This is a genomic window from Streptomyces sp. NPDC057136 (assembly GCF_042670885.1).
GTDB lineage: Bacteria > Actinomycetota > Actinomycetes > Streptomycetales > Streptomycetaceae > Streptomyces.
In genome coordinates this window covers 1-14,489 of sequence record NZ_JBHUUV010000026.1, presented here as the reverse complement: position 1 = coordinate 14,489, position 14,489 = coordinate 1, and the positions used below count along the sequence as shown (strand labels likewise).

The following is a 14,489-nucleotide window of genomic DNA, read 5'->3' as shown; positions in this document are numbered from 1 at the left end:
TTGTCTGGCCACAATAGGAGCCTGACCGGAGGAGTCCTTCATGCTGCCAGCCCATATCGCCGTGCTGATCACCAGTCACAACCGCCGCGAGAAGACCCTGTCCGCCCTCTCTGCCCTCCACCTGCAGCGCGGACTGCCCGAGGCCACGGAGGTGCGGATCCACCTCGTGGATGCGGGCAGTACCGACGGCACACCCGAGGCGGTCCGCGCGGCGCACCCGCGGGTCGAGGTGGTGACGGCCGGCGACGACGTCTACTGGGGCCAGGGCATGCGCATCGCGAGCCGCAACAGCCACGCCGCGGGCATGCCGCCCTGGGAGTACCAGCTCTGGCTCAACGATGACGTGGTGCTGGACCGGGACGCTCTCGCCGTCCTGCTCGACACCGTACGGGCCGTCGGGCCCGGCGCCGTCGTCGTCGGCGCGGTGCGCGCGCGAAACGGCGTGCATACAACGTACTCCGGACGGAACGGCCGCGCACTCACCCTGGTCGAGCCCACAGGACGGCCCGAGCTCTGTGAGACGTACAACGGCAATGTGGTGCTCCTGCCCCGCGCAGTACATCAACGGATCGGCGACATCGACAAGGTCTTCCGGCACGGCATGGGTGACTACGACCACGGCTTCCGCGCCCGTCGGGCCGGCATCCCCGCCTATGTGAGCCCACGCCACGTAGGCAGCTGCGACCGCAACCCGCCGGACACCGGCTCCCGCGAACCGGGCATCGGGGTGCGTGAGGCGCTGCACCGCGTCACCTCGCAGCGCGAACTGCCGCCCCGCCAGTGGTGGGTGTACTGCCGTCGGCACACGTGGCCGTGGGCGCCGCTGCTGATGTTCTCGCCGTACGTGAAGACCGCCGCGCGGGCGCTGGCCGGGGGGCGCGGGGCGAACGGGGAGTACCGGCGGTGACCGTAACGATCGCTCCTGCCGCCAGGCCCGGCGCTCGGCTGCTGTGGATCACCGGGCTCGGCACCGTCGCTGTGGCCCCCCTGGTGCCCCGGTTCGCCCACGGCGTCGACCCGGCGGCCCGCGAATCCCTCTCCGGCCCGCAGCTGCTCTTTTCCCAGGGCGTGGTCCTGCTGGTCCTCATCGCGGCGGCCGCCCTCGTGACCCGCCAGGTGTTCCAGGACGTGGCGGCCGACACGCGCCCGTCCAGGACCGGCCGGGGGCTCGCCTGGGCCGCCGTCGCGTTCACTGCGGGCCCCGTCCTGTCGGCCGTGTTCGGCGAGCACGGCGCTCTGGACGCGAAGGTGGTGTTCGCGCCGCTGCTGTTCGCCGCCCTCTACCTGTGCCCTCGCCGCCCCTTCCCCGAGGTGCTGCGCCAACTCCGCATCATCTTGCGCTGTTACGTCTGGGGCAGCTTGCTCAGCGTCCTGGTCGCACCGGGCTGGGCCTTCCTGTTGCCCGCCCACGGCGACGGGAGGCGGGACTTCCTCGGCCTCGGCTGGGGCCAGTTCACGGGCCTTGCCCCCAACCCGAACCATCTGGGGCCCCTGATGGCTGTGGCTCTGCTCCTCGAAGTCACCCCGGTGGGGCGGTGGCGCGGCCGTGCAATCCATGCGGCTGCCGCGCTCCTCGCCCTGACGCTCACCCAGTCCCGAACGGGCTGGATCTGCGCCGCCTCGGTGTTCATCGTGCACGGCGCATGGGGCCGGACCGCGCTCCGCAGGCAGCTGCTCACCGTCTTCGGGGGCGCCGCCGCCCTGATGGTGCTGATGGCGGCCCCCGTACAGGCCGCGCTCGTGCGGCTCGCCGCCGATCCGATGTACGGGGGCTTCAACGGCCGCACCCTTGCCTGGCGGCTCGCCTACGACGAGTTCGAGCGCAATCCGCTGTTCGGTTACGGGCCCACTCTGTTCAGCCCGGCCCACCGACTGGAGCTCTTCGGCACCACGGACCACTGGATCGGCCAGGCGCACAGCCAGGTCATGCACACGCTCGGGGCCTCCGGTCTGATCGGGTTCGCCGGGCTGTGTCTGCTGGTGAGCTCCCTGGTCGTACAGGCCCGGCGGGCCTCCGCGCACACCAGTGGCCTCTCGACCGCGCTGGTGACCCTACTGATCGTGGCGTGCATCACCGAGGCTCCGTTGCGCGCTCTCGACGGACTGTCCGCCCCCGTTCTGCTGCTCACCGTGGTGTGGTGCGTTCTGCTCCACGGAACCCCCTTCCCCACCTCTGCAACCCAGGAGCCGTCAGATGTCCCGTAGAACCGCGCTGATCACCGGCATCACCGGACAGGACGGCTCGTATCTCGCCGAACTCCTGCTCTCCAAGGACTATCTGGTGCACGGCCTGATCCGCCGCTCGTCCACCTTCACCACCCAGCGGATCGACCACCTCTACCAGGACCCGCACGAGCCGGACGCCCGGCTCCGCCTGCACTACGGGGACCTGGCCGACGGCTCCCGCATCGCCACCCTCCTGGAGCACACCCGGCCCGACGAGGTCTACCACCTGGCCGCCCAGTCGCATGTCCGTGTCTCGTTCGACGAGCCGGAGTTCACCGGCACCACCACGGGCCTCGGTACCACCCGGCTGCTGGAGGCGATTCGGATGACCGGGCTGCCGTGCCGCTTCTACCAGGCATCCAGCTCGGAGATGTACGGGACCACTGCGCCCCCGCAGTCGGAGGAAACGCCCTTCCACCCGCGCTCCCCGTACGCCGCCGCCAAGGTGTACGCCTACTGGATCACTCGCAACTACCGAGAGGCCTACGGCATCCACGCCGTCAACGGCATCCTCTTCAACCATGAGTCACCCAGGCGCGGGGAGACCTTCGTCACCCGCAAGATCGCCCAAGCCGCGGCCCGGATCGCCCGCGGCGAGCAGGAGTTCCTGCACCTCGGCAACCTGGAGGCCCGCCGCGACTGGGGGTACGCGCCCGAGTACGTGGACGCGATGTGGCGGATGCTCCAGTGCGAGAAACCGGACGACTATGTGGTCGCCACCGGCACCAGCTACAGCGTCCGGGACTTCCTCACCTTCTGTTTCGAGCGTGCGGGCCTGGACTGGGAGCGCCATGTGCGCTTCGACGAGAGGTACTTGAGGCCCTCGGAGGTCCCCGACCTGATCGGCGACGCGTCGAAGGCGCAGCGCGAGCTGGGCTGGCGGCCGACCGTCCTCGCCCCCGAGCTCGCCCGCATCATGACCGACGCCGAGCTGGGCGCACCCCTGCCCGAGGGGCAGGTGACCCGATGACCCCGCCGACCGTCCTTCATCTGAGCAACGACCGGGCCACGGGGCCTCATCTCAGCTTCGGCCCCGCGTTCGCGGCGCTCACCGCAGGCGGCCTGTTGCGCCATGAGCCTGTCGTACCGCTCGCGCTCCTCGGCGCCGGCCCCGACGAGGCGGTACGTACGATCGGCCGACTCGCCGCGCAGGCCCGGCCCGCGGTCGTCCTCGTCCAGTCCCCCGGCGCTTTCCCCTGGCAGTCCGCCGACGTGGCGGCGCTGCTGCGCGCGGCCGGCTCGCCGCCGGTGATCTTCTGGGAGGGCGACGCGTGGGGTGGGCGCAAGCCGCTGCCCGCAGGCGCCGTTGCCTGGCTGCGCCACGCCGACGCGGTCTACAGTGTCGCGCTCGGCGGGCAGGCCACCCTCTTCGGCAGGCACACGTCCGCACCCGTGCGGTACATCCCGCAGACGGTGCCCGACAGGCTGCGTACCGCCGAACCCGTACCCCCGATCGAGGAGGCGCTGTACGACGCGGTGCTGATCGGCGGCCACTATGTGCGCTTCGGGTGCTTCGAGCGCGTCGACGACGCCCTGGACCGCAAGCGCGCCGTCAAGGGCGTGCTGCGCCTGCCAGGCATGCGGGCCGCCCTTCACGGGCACGGCTGGAAGGGCCCCGCCGCGCACGGCCCACTCCCCTTCGACCAGCAGGTCAGGGCCATCCGCGAGGGACGTCTGAGCTTCAACTGGGACCATTTCCGCCGCTACCCGGGCTCCTGCTCCAACCGCCTGCCGATCAGCCTCTACGCAGGTCGGCCCCACATCACCTCCCGGGTGCGGGGCGTCGACTGGCTGCCCGGACCCAAGCAGGGCCTGCACCAAGCCGACACACCCGCCGAAGTCGTCGACACCGTAAGGGAGCTGCTGCGCCGCGAGCCGGCCGAGTTGCACCGAGCGGGGCTCGCCGGACACCACTGGGTCCGGGACCGGCTCACCAACGAGAACGCCCTGCGCCATATGCTCGCCGGACCGCTCGGCATCGACCGGCCGCCCGCCGAGCCCTGGCAGGCGATCGCCGCGATGGACACGGCCGCTGTATGAGCACCACCGCGCGCAGCCTGGGCTGGAACTACGGCGGCTCCGCACTCGGCATACTGCTCCAACTCGGCTACACGGCGGTCACCGCGCGCCTGGTGGCCCCCGATGCCTTCGGCGCGTATGCCACCGCGGTCAGTGTCGCTATCCTGCTCGGCTACGTCGCCAACTCCGGCCTGGCCACCTGTGTGCTGCGCGCCGAGCAGCTCACCAGGTCCCTGTTGTATACCGTCTTCGCCCTCGCCGCCGTCTTCGGCGTCGTCTGCTTCTGCGCAGCGCTGTTAGCCGCCCCGCTGCTCACGGCGGTCTGGGAAGGCCCGCATACGGCTGGGATGCTGCGGGTGCTGGCCACGCAGTTCCTGGTCCAGCCCGCCGCGCTCGCGGCGGTCGCAGCGTTGCGCAGACTGGAGCGTCCTGGTGTGGCGGTTCGCGCCGAACTGACCGGTCAGACTACGGGGTCGATCCTGGCGCTGGCGCTGCTGCTGGCAGGGTGGGACCCCTACGCCCTGGCCGCCGCGCTGCCGCTGTCCGCAGCCTGCACACTGGTCCTGGCAGCCTGCTCCCTGGTGCCCGAATGGCGCCGCTCGCCGACCCGCGCACGGCGGTGGTACCGGCGGCGTTCCCACCCGGCGCCCGCAGCACGGACGCCGATGGAGTCCGGCACCCTGCCGGTTGTCAGTGCGCCCGCACGGCTGCCCGTCGGCCATCCGGTGCCCGCTCGCGAACTGCTCCGCTCCTCCGGCTTCTTCACTGCGTGGGGCCTGGTGCAGTCCGCAGCCAACAACGCCCCGCTGTGGCTGGCGGGCGCCACCTTCGGCGCTGCCACGGCCGGACACTACTCGCGGGCCGCGCTGCTGACCGGTATCCCGCTGACCGTCCTGGCTCAGGGCCTCAACCGGGCCTCGACCCCGGCGCTCGCCGCCGCCCGCTCGGCCGGGCGGATTCCCCAGCAGGCGGTGCATGACGTGCTGTGCTCGGCATCCGCCATGGGGCTCATCGGCCTGGGCGCGCTCGCCGGTCTCGGCCCGGCCATGCTGCTCGTGTTGCTGGGACCGGCCTGGGAGACGGCCGCCGGCCTGGTGCCGGTGCTCGCGGCCGGGGGCGCACTGGCGATGCTCTGCTCCACCGGGAACTCCGTCGACACGGTCCGCAGGGACATCGGGGCCCTGCTGCGCACCCAGTTCGCCTGCATCGGTACGACCGCGCTGCTCCTGGGTCTCGCATGGGCGCAAGGCAGCCTGCTGCTCGCCGCCCTCGCCACCGTGGCCGCCCCGCTGGCCGGCCATCTCGTCCAGCTCACCCACTGGCGCACTGCCAAGGTCCTCGCCGTACGCCCGCTGCTCACCGCGCACGCCGTGCACGCCGGGATCGGCACCGCCCTCGGCCTCTCGGCCGCTCTGGGCCTGCACTCCCAGCCGCCGCACACAGCGCTGCTGCTGGGACTCGGCGCGATGCTCCCGGTGGTCCTCCTGTGCGCCGCGCTCCGTACCCGTCTGCCCGTCTACGCCGCGGCCCGCCGTCACGGTCTCGGCCGATCCGACCCGAGGAGCCACCCATGCACATCGGCCTCGCAGGCCCCGTAGACCTGACTCCGCTCCAGCACCTGCTGCCCGCGCGGCTCCCCGCCGTCTACAGCGGGCCCAGCACCGGCTGGCTCGCCAGGACCTGGCTGGAGCAGGGGCACCGGCTGACGGTGTACGCACTGAGCGGCGCCGTTACCGAGCGGCAGGTGTACGGCGGCGAGGGGATCGACCTCGTCGTCGTACCGATGCGGTCCAGCGCGCGGCACCGGGGCGTGGATTTCTTCCGCCATGAGCGCCGGGTGCTGACGGCCGCTCTGCGCGACCACCCCGCCGATGTCATCAGCGCCCACTGGACGTACGAGTTCGCGCTGGCCGCGATCAGGAGCGGCCTGCCCTCGTTCGTCACCGCTCGGGACACCCCGCTGCGCTGTGCCTGGGAGATGCGCAGCGCCTACCGCTGGCTGCGGCACTCCATGGCCCTCCCGGCCGTGCACGGCGCCACCGCGCTCAGCGCCAACAGCCCGTACACCGCGCGGCATCTGCGCCGGGTGCTGGGCGTACGGCGGCCGATCGAGGTCATTCCCAACGGGGTACGGATGGAGCACCTGCCCGCCGCCACGGCGCCGCCCGACGCGGCTCCGGTGTTCGCCACCGCCGCGCAGGGCTGGGGACGGCTCAAGAACACCGGCACGCTCCTGCGCGCCTTCGCGCTCGTACGGGCCGAACTGCCCCACGTCCGGTTGCTGCTGTGCGGGGACGGGCACGACGCGCAAGGGCCGGCCCGGCAGTGGGCCGCGGCGCGCGGGCTCACCGCCGGGGTCGAATTCGCCGGCCCGCTGGCGCACCACACGCTGTTGCGCAGGATCGCCGCCGAGGCCCATGCGCTGGTCCACCCGTCCCGTGTCGAGTCGTTCTCGATGATCACTGCCGAGGCGATGGGCATGGGGCTCCCCGTCATCGTGGGCGAACGCAGTGGGGCCGTGCCCTGGGTCGCCGGGGACGGCGGTCTCGCCGTGGACGTCAACTCGCCCGCGGCACTGGCCGGCGCCATGAGCCGGCTGGCCCGAGACCCGCGGCTGCGGGCCCGGCTCGCGGCGGCGGGTCGCAGCCGTACGGCGGCCTGCTTCGACCTGCGGGACGTGGCCGCCGCGTACACCAGCTGGTTCACGAAGGAAGGCAACCGCCCATGACCACCGCCGCGCCCCTCGTCCTGCACATCAGCAATGAGCCCGCGCCGTTCGGGCCGCACACCGGCTTCGCACGCGGCTTCGCCGGCCTCGTCGAGGAGGGCCTGCTGCGGTACGTCTGCGTCGTCCCCGCTGCCGGGGACGAACTGCCCGCCCTCCGGCCGGAGCTGGTCTTCGTCCAGTCGCCCCAGTCGTATCCGTGGACGAAGCGGCAGGTCCGCGAGTGGCTGCGGACGGCCGGGGATCCGCCGGTCTCGGTGTGGGACGGTGACGCGTGGGGCGGACCGACCAAGCCGCTTCGAGAGCGGAACCTGGTATGGATGCGGTGTGCACAGGAGGTCTTCAGCGTCGCTGTGGGCAAGCAGGCGGTGATGCTGCGGCGAGCCTGCGGCCGGCCGGTGCGGTACGTGCCGAACGTCGCACCGCTGCATTTGCTCGGCCCCGACGCAGAGTGCGGGCCCGGACCGGCCCGCGGCGGCGTGACCATGGTCGGCAAGCGACTCACGTACTTCGGCGTCGAGCTGATCCCCGACGACCGGGAGCGGGCCCTCCTGGTGAAGGAACTGCACAAGGTGCCCGGTTCGCGGCTGTCCGTCTACGGCAAGGGCTGGCGCGGCCCGTACGCGCGCGGACCCGTCCCGTTCGCCGAGCAGATGGCCGTGATGAGACGGGCTTTGATCACAGCGGGGTGGAACCGCTACCGCGGCTACACCGGCTACTTCTCCGACCGGTTGCCCATCGCCATGTGCGCCGGCCGGGTGCATGTCACATCGCGTCAGCCGGCTCTGGAGTGGCTGCCGGGCCCCGACCGTGGCCTGCACCTCATGGGTACCCCGCGCGCCGCGGCCGAACGCGTCCGCGAACTGCTGCGCCGGGATCCCGCCGAACTCCTCGCACAGGGACGGCGAATGAGCGAGTGGGCCCGAGCCCGGCTCACCGAACGGCAAGCCCTGCTCCACATGCTCTCGCCGTACATCCCGCTGCCCGCCCCGCCCACCGACCCGTGGGCCGGGCTCGCCGCCCTGGACTGTTAGGAGCTGTCCGGCCGATCACGGCTGGTGGGAGATCTGGCTGACTGTGGTGTCCGCGCTGCGATCTGAAGTCGATTGCCCGGGCTGAAATAGTGCGCGATCATCGCCGGGTGAACAACGCCGAGGGCCAGGCATTGGTACGAGTTGTGCAGACATGTTCCGCCTGCCCGTCTCAGTGGGACGCCTGGACAGCCGACGGCCAGTACCTGTATCTCCGATACCGGCATGGCGAAGGCTGCGTCGAACGGCACCCCGACCCCGAAACCGACACACCCGACAGCTGGAACGAGGGCCTTTCAGAGCTCCTGGTCGAGTGGGATGACGGCACCGACGGTGGTCTCATCAGCCTCGAGGCATTCCTCGCGGCCGCAGGCTTGACGCTGGCACCGGGTGCATCGGTGAGTTGAGCGTCATGCGACTCGGTCACGTGCGGAGCCAGATGGTGAGGGCGGCTGCGGTGACCGTCATGACCTCGTCGACTTGGCCGGCGGACACGGTCCGGACCAGATTGGCCCGGCGTGCGGACGGAGCCGAAGCTGCGGACCGGCGGGGCCCGTTGCCGGATCCCCGACAGGGAACGGCACCGGCCGAAGTGGCAGCTCGCGCTGGACATGCTCGACGAACTGGCCGCCCTCGGACTGCGGCCGGCGGTGCTGGTCGCGGACACCGGTTACGGGGCGAACGCCGACTTCCGCCACGGCCTGGAAGACCGCGGGCGGGCCTATGCGCTGCAGGTCAGGCGTGAGATGACCGCCCATGCCGAGCCGGCCGTGCCGCACCAGCCGCCCTACGGCGGGCTCGGGCCGCGTCCGCTGCCCCGCTACCGCGCCCGGCCGGTCAGCCTGCGCGAACACGTCCTGGCCGGACGCGTTCACCTCCACACCCCCGACAGCGTCGAGGACCCTTCTGAAGCCGGAGAAGTCGACGACGAGATGGTGGTCGACCGGGATGCCGGAGATGTCCTCGAAGGTACGGACCGCACAGGCGGCCCTGCCGAACTGGAAGGCCCAGTTGAACGGGGCGTACTGGGCAGTGCTGCGGGAGCCGTCCGGCAGCAGGCAGCTGGGGATGTCCACCATCAGGTCGCGCGGCACGCTGACCACGGAACCCCGGCTTCGGTCCGCGGAGAGGTGGATCAGCAAGGTGGTGTCGGAGCGTTCGCTTCCTTGTCCGAGCCGAGCACCAGGATGTTCTGGGCCTTGCCAGGCGCGGGGCGGGGTCGCTTGCCGTGGTCTGCGGCGAGGGCCCGGGCGGCGGCCTCGTCGGTGCGGATGTTGCCGTCGAGCCGCTGGTAGAGCAGCCAGCCGGCACCTGCCGTCACCGCGAACAGTAGGACGGCGCCGATACCGAGCCGTCTCAGGACCTTGCGACTGCGCCACCAGCTCTCAGGTACCGGCATGGATCAAGCCCTCCACTCCGTCGGCAAATCGCTGTGCCATTGACTCGACCGTGTAGAGCTCGGCATCCGTCCGGCAGGCGGAAAGCAGTCTGTCGTAGAGTGCGGGCCGGGTGAGCAGATCCGTGACGGCCGCGCTGTACGCGTCCAGGCCACCATCCACGACAAGGGCATTGCGGCCGTGCTGCAGATACTCGAACTCGGGCCCGTGCGCGGCGTGGGTGGTGGTGACCAGGGGCGTGTCCAGCGCGAACGAGTCGACCGCGGCGAGCCCCACCGCGCCGGGCACCAGCAGGACGTCGGCGACAGCGCCGAGCCGGGCCTTCTCCTCAGCGGTGGCCGTCCCCACATACACGACGGGACCGCCCGTGCGCTGGACTTCCTCCACCAGGTGTCGCTGCGCCCCGTCGCCCGCGACGAGCAGCCTGAAGCCGGGCAGCAGTTGCGCAACCCGGTCGGCCGCCGCCAGCAGGAACGGGATACGTTTGGCGGCGTCGAGGCCGCCGACGTACAGCGCGGTACGGCCGGGGCGCAGCCCGTACGACTGCCGCAGGGCCGAGCGTTCGGTGCCGGGGATACGGGAACGGGCTACGGCCAGGGCCCTGGTGTCCACGGTGTTGCGGACCGTAGTGACCCGCTGTTCGGGGAAGCCCTCGCCGATGACGTGCCGGGCGCCCTTCTCCGTATAGGCGAAGAACCAGCGGGCCCGCTGGGTCAGAGTGCGCTTGGCTGCGCGCAGCGGAGCCGGGTGGCTGCGCGTGTAGGTCCCGCCGTGGCCCCACAGCCCGACGGGTGGGCCGCCACGGCTCAGCAGTGCGCGGTAGTTCTCCAGGCTGTGCAGGGACTGGCCGAGGACCAGGGCGTCGCAGTCGCGGGCGAGGGGGCCCAGGCGGCGCCAGACGAGATGGCGGCCGGCGAGGCTGAAGGTGCGCTGCGGCAGTAGGACCGTTCCGGCAAGGGCGCAGGCGTCGGCGCGCCGGATGTCCTTGCCCCAGGGTCGGCCGTGGGCGATGGTCAGCTCGATGTCTCGGCCGGCGAGTTCGCGGGTCAGGCGTTCGTAGAAGGCGAGACGGTAGCCCGGCACGTACTGCTGTACGACGACGGCTCTTTTCACCGGGCCGCCCGCGCCGCCTGGGCAGGCATGCGCCCGTCCTGGGCGGCGGTGTCCGCGCGGAAGAGCACCAGGTCGCACTGGAGCATCTGGCCGGTGCGCGGGTCGGTGAACCCGGGCACGACGGACATCAGGGTGAGGCCCAACTCGCCCTGGGTGAGGGCGAGGGCGTCGTCGAAGAGCAGGCCGTCCCGGTACAGGGGCACGAAGGACGTCTCGGTCTGGATGCCGACGCACTCGCTCGCGTACCGACCGGCGCCGCGCAGCACATGCGCCTCGTACCCCTGGACGTCCATCTTGAGGAACACCCGCTCGCCGGGGGCAACGATCTGCTCCCACAGTTCGTCGAGGCGGCGGATCTCGGCGGTCTGTCGGCTCAGGTAGGCGGCGTGCGGGGCGGCCGCGCGGTGGCGTTCGAGCATGGGAAGGACGGAGCTGCTCGCACCCGCGTTGCCCGCGACGTTCATGACAATGGTCCCGGAGTGGTCGCCGAGCGCGTACGGCAGGACCGTCCAGGCCGGGTCGGACGCCGCCCTGCGGTGGAGCTCCATGCGTGGGCCGGTGAGCGGCTCGAAGGAGACGATACGGCCGCGGTAGCCGGAGTGGCGGAGCATCGTGCCGTAGCCGCCGGCGTGTGCACCCGCGTCAATGACGAGGCCGACATCGAACTTTCGGAGCAACTGCACGAGTTGCTGACCGCTCCAGCTTGCCGGATAGCGCGCGATATCGATGCCGAGGCGCTGCATGGCGCTGCGCGTACGGTGAAGAAGGGTCACTGTCGTGCTCCTTTGTATGCTGCCCAGAGGAAACGGGGATGCCCCCACAGATCCCGGCGCCACAGCCGGCGCGGTTCGCTGCAGAGGCGGAAGAGCCATTCCAGGCCGTGTCGCTGCATCCACAGCGGGGCCTGCGGCTTGTTGCCGGAGACGAAGTCGAAGGCGGCGCCGAGCACCGCGGGGTGCGCGGCGGCGAGCCGGGCGGCCTCGTAGTCCTGTTTGGGGGTGCCGAGGCCGAGCCAGACGATCTGGGCGCCGCTCGCGCGGATCCGGTCAAGCTGCGACTGCCGTTCCCCGTCGGTCGTTCGCGGAACGGCGGCGACTCGGCGGCGACGATCACGGCGCGCGGGAAGCGGGCGCACAGCTCGGCTCCCAGCTGTTCCAGTACTGCGGGGGTGGAGCCGAGGAGGTAGTGGCGCAGGCCCACATCCTGGCCGGTTCGGAAGACGTCCAGGAAGAGGTCGGGGCCGTACACCCGCATCGGCGGCAAGGAGCGGCTCCGGTGGACGATCCGGTTGGCCCACACCACCCCTTGTCCGTCGGGGAGGTTGAGCGTCGCGGTCCGCAGCACCTGGCCCAGTCGCGGGTCCCGGTCGGCGAGGGCGAGGGTGTACGCGTTGCAGAGGTGGACGTCAGCCGCCACGCCCTCGGTTGCGAGCCGGACGGCCGCGGCGGCCGCGGCGGCCGGAGTCGCAGCGGCCACAGGAACCCCGGCGCACAGGTCGGTGGTCAGGCCGGTGGACACGTCCGTACGCGTTGTGGCCGGCAGGCGCACGTCCCTGCCCGTCAACTGCTTGCCGTATCGATCGCTCGGCCGCCAGCCGGTGAGGGTGTGGATGCGTGCGGTGTCGGGCAGCCGGCGCTCCATGTCCTCGAAACCCTGGCCGTACGCCTGGTGGTAGGGGACCAGCCGGATGTCCGAGTTGCTGGCGCTGCGTGCGATGACGCGGGCGGCCAGCCCTGCGATGGTGGTCTCTTCCTCGACGGCCTGGCGCACCAGCCGGGGCACGACCATCCCGTACGCGGGGCTCTGCCGCGGTCCGACCGTGTTGAACAGCCGTACCACGATGGTGGGCAGGCCCAGTTCGCGGTGGTAGGCGAAGGCGAGGATCTCGTCGACGGCCTTGGCGGTGGAGTACGACCAGCGCGCCACGCTTGTGCTGGCGACGAGCACTTCGCGGCGGTAGCGGTGGGCCGCCTCGATGACGGTCTCGGTACCGCGGAGGTTGGTGGTGAACGAAAGTACGTCGAGGGATTCATACGCCGCCTGTTCGGTTGCGGTATCCGAGTGATGCGGAACGGCATCTGTTATATGCCGCTGACAAAATAGCCCCTTTTGTCACAACCTGTAACGAACAACACGGCTCGCATCGCACGCAGATCGGAGAAACGTCAGATGGGATCAACAGAGACCTCAGCACGACGGAACGTTCTGGTAGTTGGACTGGGAAATGTGGGGCTGCCGCTGGCGGTGCGTGCTGCGGAGGCGGGCTTCCGGGGCACCGGCCTGGACACCAACGAGCAGCGCGTCAAGCGGCTGGAGGCCGCCGACTCGTATATCAGCGGGCGAGGAAGTTCCGGGGCGGTGTGTGGCCAACCATCGTTCGACGGAGTGGCCAAATAGGAATGGACGGATGGCTGCACCCTGCGGCTCACCTGGCTGCTTGGCTATCGACAGGTCGGACATCGACGCGCCGGCCTCCGCCAGGGCAAGGGGCCCGACCCGTCCTGGCCTCGGCGGGGTGCGCCCCACGCCGCATGCATTGAAGCAATGCATCGCCACTTCGACCAGCGGGTACGGCAGGGGGCGCACCGATCAGGCGGCGCCGCGAGGGTGTGGCCATCCACGGACCAGCAGGGCCCGTACGACGCCCATCACGAGCATTACGGCTGGTCAAGTGGCATGTAGGCCGTGCGCTACCAGCACACGAGGGATCTTGTGACCAGCAGTGCAAGAGCCAAGTCTCCGGTGTGGGGGCGGGAGGCCGCCGAATTCCCCCACTGCCGTCTCCGAGGTCAGCAACGGCGGGACATGATCGGGACCGATGCTGACTACTTTCAAATGGCTGGAGCAGCAAAAGATCTACTGACCGTCAACACTGGGCCATTCACCATGACAACCGGCGGTGGTCGCCGCGTCCGAATCCCACGGCACCTGCTGGTATCAACCAGCCAGCCCGAGGCGTACGACTCGAAGCCCGATACAGACTTCACCCAGCTTCGCGAGGAGAACGTGAACGCCGAGGGCTTCGGCCAGGCCGCCTGAATCAGGCCGGCAACGCGGCCGGTCCGGCTTGCTGGGCACAGCGATTGGACACGGCGCGGGCCAGCGCGTCGTCGGACCCGGCGCTGAGTAAGAGGACGTCTCAGTTGGGGCGGGCAAGAGGCAGACGAGCCGGAGCAGGATGGGTGTCACGTAGGCAGGGTTGTTGTCACCGGGACGGTTGTTGTCACCGGGACCGTTCCCTCAGCGCTGTGTGATCCTGGCGGCGACCGGCAGATGGTCGCTGCCGGTGGCGCCCCCGCCGACGTGGTGCGCCGTCAGTACCTCGCCTCCGCGAACGGCGACCTCGAAGCCCTGCGGGCCACCCTGGCCGATGACGTGGAATGGACCGAGATGGCGGGCTTCCCCCTGGCCGGCACCTACCGCACCCCCAACGGCGTCACCTCCGCCGTCATGGAACAGCTGGGCAAGGACCGGGCCGACTGGACCGCCCACGACGACACCTACGTCGTCGACGGCGAGAACGTCGTGGTCCTGGCCCGCTACACCGCCACCAACAAGGCCACCGACAAGGACATCGACGTCCGTGTCGCCCACCACTTCATCGTCCGCGGCGGCCGCATCGTCCGCTTCGAACAATTCGTGGACACCGCCAAAGTCCGCGACGCCATGAACGCCTGAAACCGCGACGCAAGGGCCGGACTACACGAACACTGCCTGAGCCAGCTTACTCCTGCTCGTCATCGTCCTCCCTCGAGGTCGATGAGCCACGGCGCCGACCCCCGAGAGCACAGGTGCCCTGGGTCATCACCCTCGATGCGGATCGACGGAGAGCGCCCGAGCCCGCCCGATCTCATGAGGCTGCGGGCAAGCGGTGCCGATCTCGCCGAGTCCGACCAGCCCGACGTCGTCGGCGAGGTCATCAGAAGGCGAAGGTGGCGCACTGGACGTCGCTGTGGAACCCGTCGCCCGCCCCGGTGC

The 14,489-nt window shown here is 70.8% G+C and carries 15 protein-coding genes and 3 pseudogenes; 12 read left to right on the top strand and 6 right to left on the bottom strand.

Annotated features, from left to right (window positions below):
• Positions 1-40 precede the first annotated feature (40 nt).
• From ACFT7S_RS26560 to ACFT7S_RS26520, 9 genes and pseudogenes are all read left to right on the top strand, one after another.
• A complete protein-coding gene (locus ACFT7S_RS26560; protein WP_382736000.1) occupies positions 41-907 on the top strand; it encodes a glycosyltransferase family 2 protein in 867 nt (288 codons plus the stop codon).
• Complete coding sequence (locus ACFT7S_RS26555; protein ID WP_382735998.1) at positions 904-2,205, top strand: O-antigen ligase family protein; 1,302 nt, start codon at positions 904-906, stop codon at positions 2,203-2,205. The genes ACFT7S_RS26560 and ACFT7S_RS26555 overlap by 4 nt, the downstream gene beginning before the upstream one ends.
• Positions 2,195-3,196, top strand: coding sequence for a GDP-mannose 4,6-dehydratase (gene gmd, locus ACFT7S_RS26550; protein WP_382735996.1), 1,002 nt, complete (start codon positions 2,195-2,197; stop codon positions 3,194-3,196). Before ACFT7S_RS26555 ends, gmd begins: the two co-directional genes overlap by 11 nt.
• On the top strand, positions 3,193-4,266 hold the full coding sequence (locus tag ACFT7S_RS26545; protein WP_382735994.1) for a hypothetical protein: 1,074 nt from the start codon (positions 3,193-3,195) through the stop codon (positions 4,264-4,266). The genes gmd and ACFT7S_RS26545 overlap by 4 nt, the downstream gene beginning before the upstream one ends.
• The gene (locus ACFT7S_RS26540) at positions 4,263-5,843 is read left to right on the top strand and encodes an oligosaccharide flippase family protein (protein WP_382735992.1); all 1,581 of its coding nucleotides are present in this window, start codon (positions 4,263-4,265) and stop codon (positions 5,841-5,843) included. The genes ACFT7S_RS26545 and ACFT7S_RS26540 overlap by 4 nt, the downstream gene beginning before the upstream one ends.
• On the top strand, positions 5,816-6,973 hold the full coding sequence (locus tag ACFT7S_RS26535) for a glycosyltransferase family 4 protein (protein WP_382735990.1): 1,158 nt from the start codon (positions 5,816-5,818) through the stop codon (positions 6,971-6,973). Before ACFT7S_RS26540 ends, ACFT7S_RS26535 begins: the two co-directional genes overlap by 28 nt.
• A complete protein-coding gene (locus ACFT7S_RS26530) occupies positions 6,970-8,004 on the top strand; it encodes a hypothetical protein (protein ID WP_382735988.1) in 1,035 nt (344 codons plus the stop codon). Before ACFT7S_RS26535 ends, ACFT7S_RS26530 begins: the two co-directional genes overlap by 4 nt.
• Before the next feature lie 107 nt (positions 8,005-8,111).
• Positions 8,112-8,408 (top strand): hypothetical protein, encoded by a 297-nt coding sequence (locus ACFT7S_RS26525; RefSeq protein ID WP_382735986.1) that lies wholly within the window; start codon positions 8,112-8,114, stop codon positions 8,406-8,408.
• Between the two features lie 204 nt (positions 8,409-8,612).
• Positions 8,613-8,804 (top strand): annotated as a pseudogene (locus ACFT7S_RS26520) (transposase); the annotation flags it as partial.
• Positions 8,805-8,924: 120 nt separating this feature from the next.
• Here ACFT7S_RS26520 and ACFT7S_RS26515 read toward each other — a convergent pair.
• From ACFT7S_RS26515 to ACFT7S_RS26490, 6 genes and pseudogenes are all read right to left on the bottom strand, one after another.
• A pseudogene (locus ACFT7S_RS26515) lies at positions 8,925-9,104 on the bottom strand (LCP family protein); the annotation flags it as partial.
• Between the two features lie 32 nt (positions 9,105-9,136).
• Entirely contained in the window at positions 9,137-9,400 is a 264-nt protein-coding gene (locus ACFT7S_RS26510) for a hypothetical protein (protein ID WP_382735984.1), read from the bottom strand.
• Entirely contained in the window at positions 9,387-10,511 is a 1,125-nt protein-coding gene (locus ACFT7S_RS26505) for a glycosyltransferase family 4 protein (protein ID WP_382735983.1), read from the bottom strand. The genes ACFT7S_RS26510 and ACFT7S_RS26505 overlap by 14 nt, the downstream gene beginning before the upstream one ends.
• On the bottom strand, positions 10,508-11,194 hold the full coding sequence (locus tag ACFT7S_RS26500; protein ID WP_382736171.1) for an FkbM family methyltransferase: 687 nt from the start codon (positions 11,192-11,194) through the stop codon (positions 10,508-10,510). The genes ACFT7S_RS26505 and ACFT7S_RS26500 overlap by 4 nt, the downstream gene beginning before the upstream one ends.
• Positions 11,195-11,280: 86 nt before the next feature.
• On the bottom strand, positions 11,281-11,646 hold the full coding sequence (locus ACFT7S_RS26495; RefSeq protein WP_382735981.1) for a WecB/TagA/CpsF family glycosyltransferase: 366 nt from the start codon (positions 11,644-11,646) through the stop codon (positions 11,281-11,283).
• Positions 11,604-12,596, bottom strand: a pseudogene (locus ACFT7S_RS26490) (WecB/TagA/CpsF family glycosyltransferase); the annotation flags it as partial. The gene ACFT7S_RS26495 and the pseudogene ACFT7S_RS26490, both read right to left, overlap by 43 nt.
• 84 nt (positions 12,597-12,680) lie before the next feature.
• Between ACFT7S_RS26490 and ACFT7S_RS26485 the strand changes: the two are divergent.
• From ACFT7S_RS26485 to ACFT7S_RS26475, 3 genes are all read left to right on the top strand, one after another.
• The gene (locus ACFT7S_RS26485; RefSeq protein ID WP_382735979.1) at positions 12,681-12,908 is read left to right on the top strand and encodes a hypothetical protein; all 228 of its coding nucleotides are present in this window, start codon (positions 12,681-12,683) and stop codon (positions 12,906-12,908) included.
• 408 nt (positions 12,909-13,316) lie between these two features.
• Positions 13,317-13,550, top strand: a complete 234-nt coding sequence (locus ACFT7S_RS26480; protein ID WP_382735977.1) for a hypothetical protein — start codon at positions 13,317-13,319, stop codon at positions 13,548-13,550.
• 234 nt (positions 13,551-13,784) lie between these two features.
• A complete protein-coding gene (locus ACFT7S_RS26475; protein ID WP_382735975.1) occupies positions 13,785-14,189 on the top strand; it encodes a nuclear transport factor 2 family protein in 405 nt (134 codons plus the stop codon).
• Positions 14,190-14,489 lie beyond the last annotated feature (300 nt).

What these genes read in the sequence shown, in the direction of transcription:
- ACFT7S_RS26560 (WP_382736000.1), top strand. Translation starts at nt 41, where the DNA reads ATGCTGCCAGCCCATATCGCCGTGCTGATCACCAGTCACAACCGCCGC.
- gmd (WP_382735996.1), top strand. Translation starts at nt 2,195, where the DNA reads ATGTCCCGTAGAACCGCGCTGATCACCGGCATCACCGGACAGGACGGC.
- ACFT7S_RS26545 (WP_382735994.1), top strand. Translation starts at nt 3,193, where the DNA reads ATGACCCCGCCGACCGTCCTTCATCTGAGCAACGACCGGGCCACGGGG.
- ACFT7S_RS26540 (WP_382735992.1), top strand. Translation starts at nt 4,263, where the DNA reads ATGAGCACCACCGCGCGCAGCCTGGGCTGGAACTACGGCGGCTCCGCA.
- ACFT7S_RS26535 (WP_382735990.1), top strand. Translation starts at nt 5,816, where the DNA reads ATGCACATCGGCCTCGCAGGCCCCGTAGACCTGACTCCGCTCCAGCAC.
- ACFT7S_RS26530 (WP_382735988.1), top strand. Translation starts at nt 6,970, where the DNA reads ATGACCACCGCCGCGCCCCTCGTCCTGCACATCAGCAATGAGCCCGCG.
- ACFT7S_RS26510 (WP_382735984.1), bottom strand. Translation starts at nt 9,400, where the DNA reads ATGCCGGTACCTGAGAGCTGGTGGCGCAGTCGCAAGGTCCTGAGACGG.
- ACFT7S_RS26485 (WP_382735979.1), top strand. Translation starts at nt 12,681, where the DNA reads ATGGGATCAACAGAGACCTCAGCACGACGGAACGTTCTGGTAGTTGGA.
- ACFT7S_RS26480 (WP_382735977.1), top strand. Translation starts at nt 13,317, where the DNA reads ATGATCGGGACCGATGCTGACTACTTTCAAATGGCTGGAGCAGCAAAA.
- ACFT7S_RS26475 (WP_382735975.1), top strand. Translation starts at nt 13,785, where the DNA reads ATGGTCGCTGCCGGTGGCGCCCCCGCCGACGTGGTGCGCCGTCAGTAC.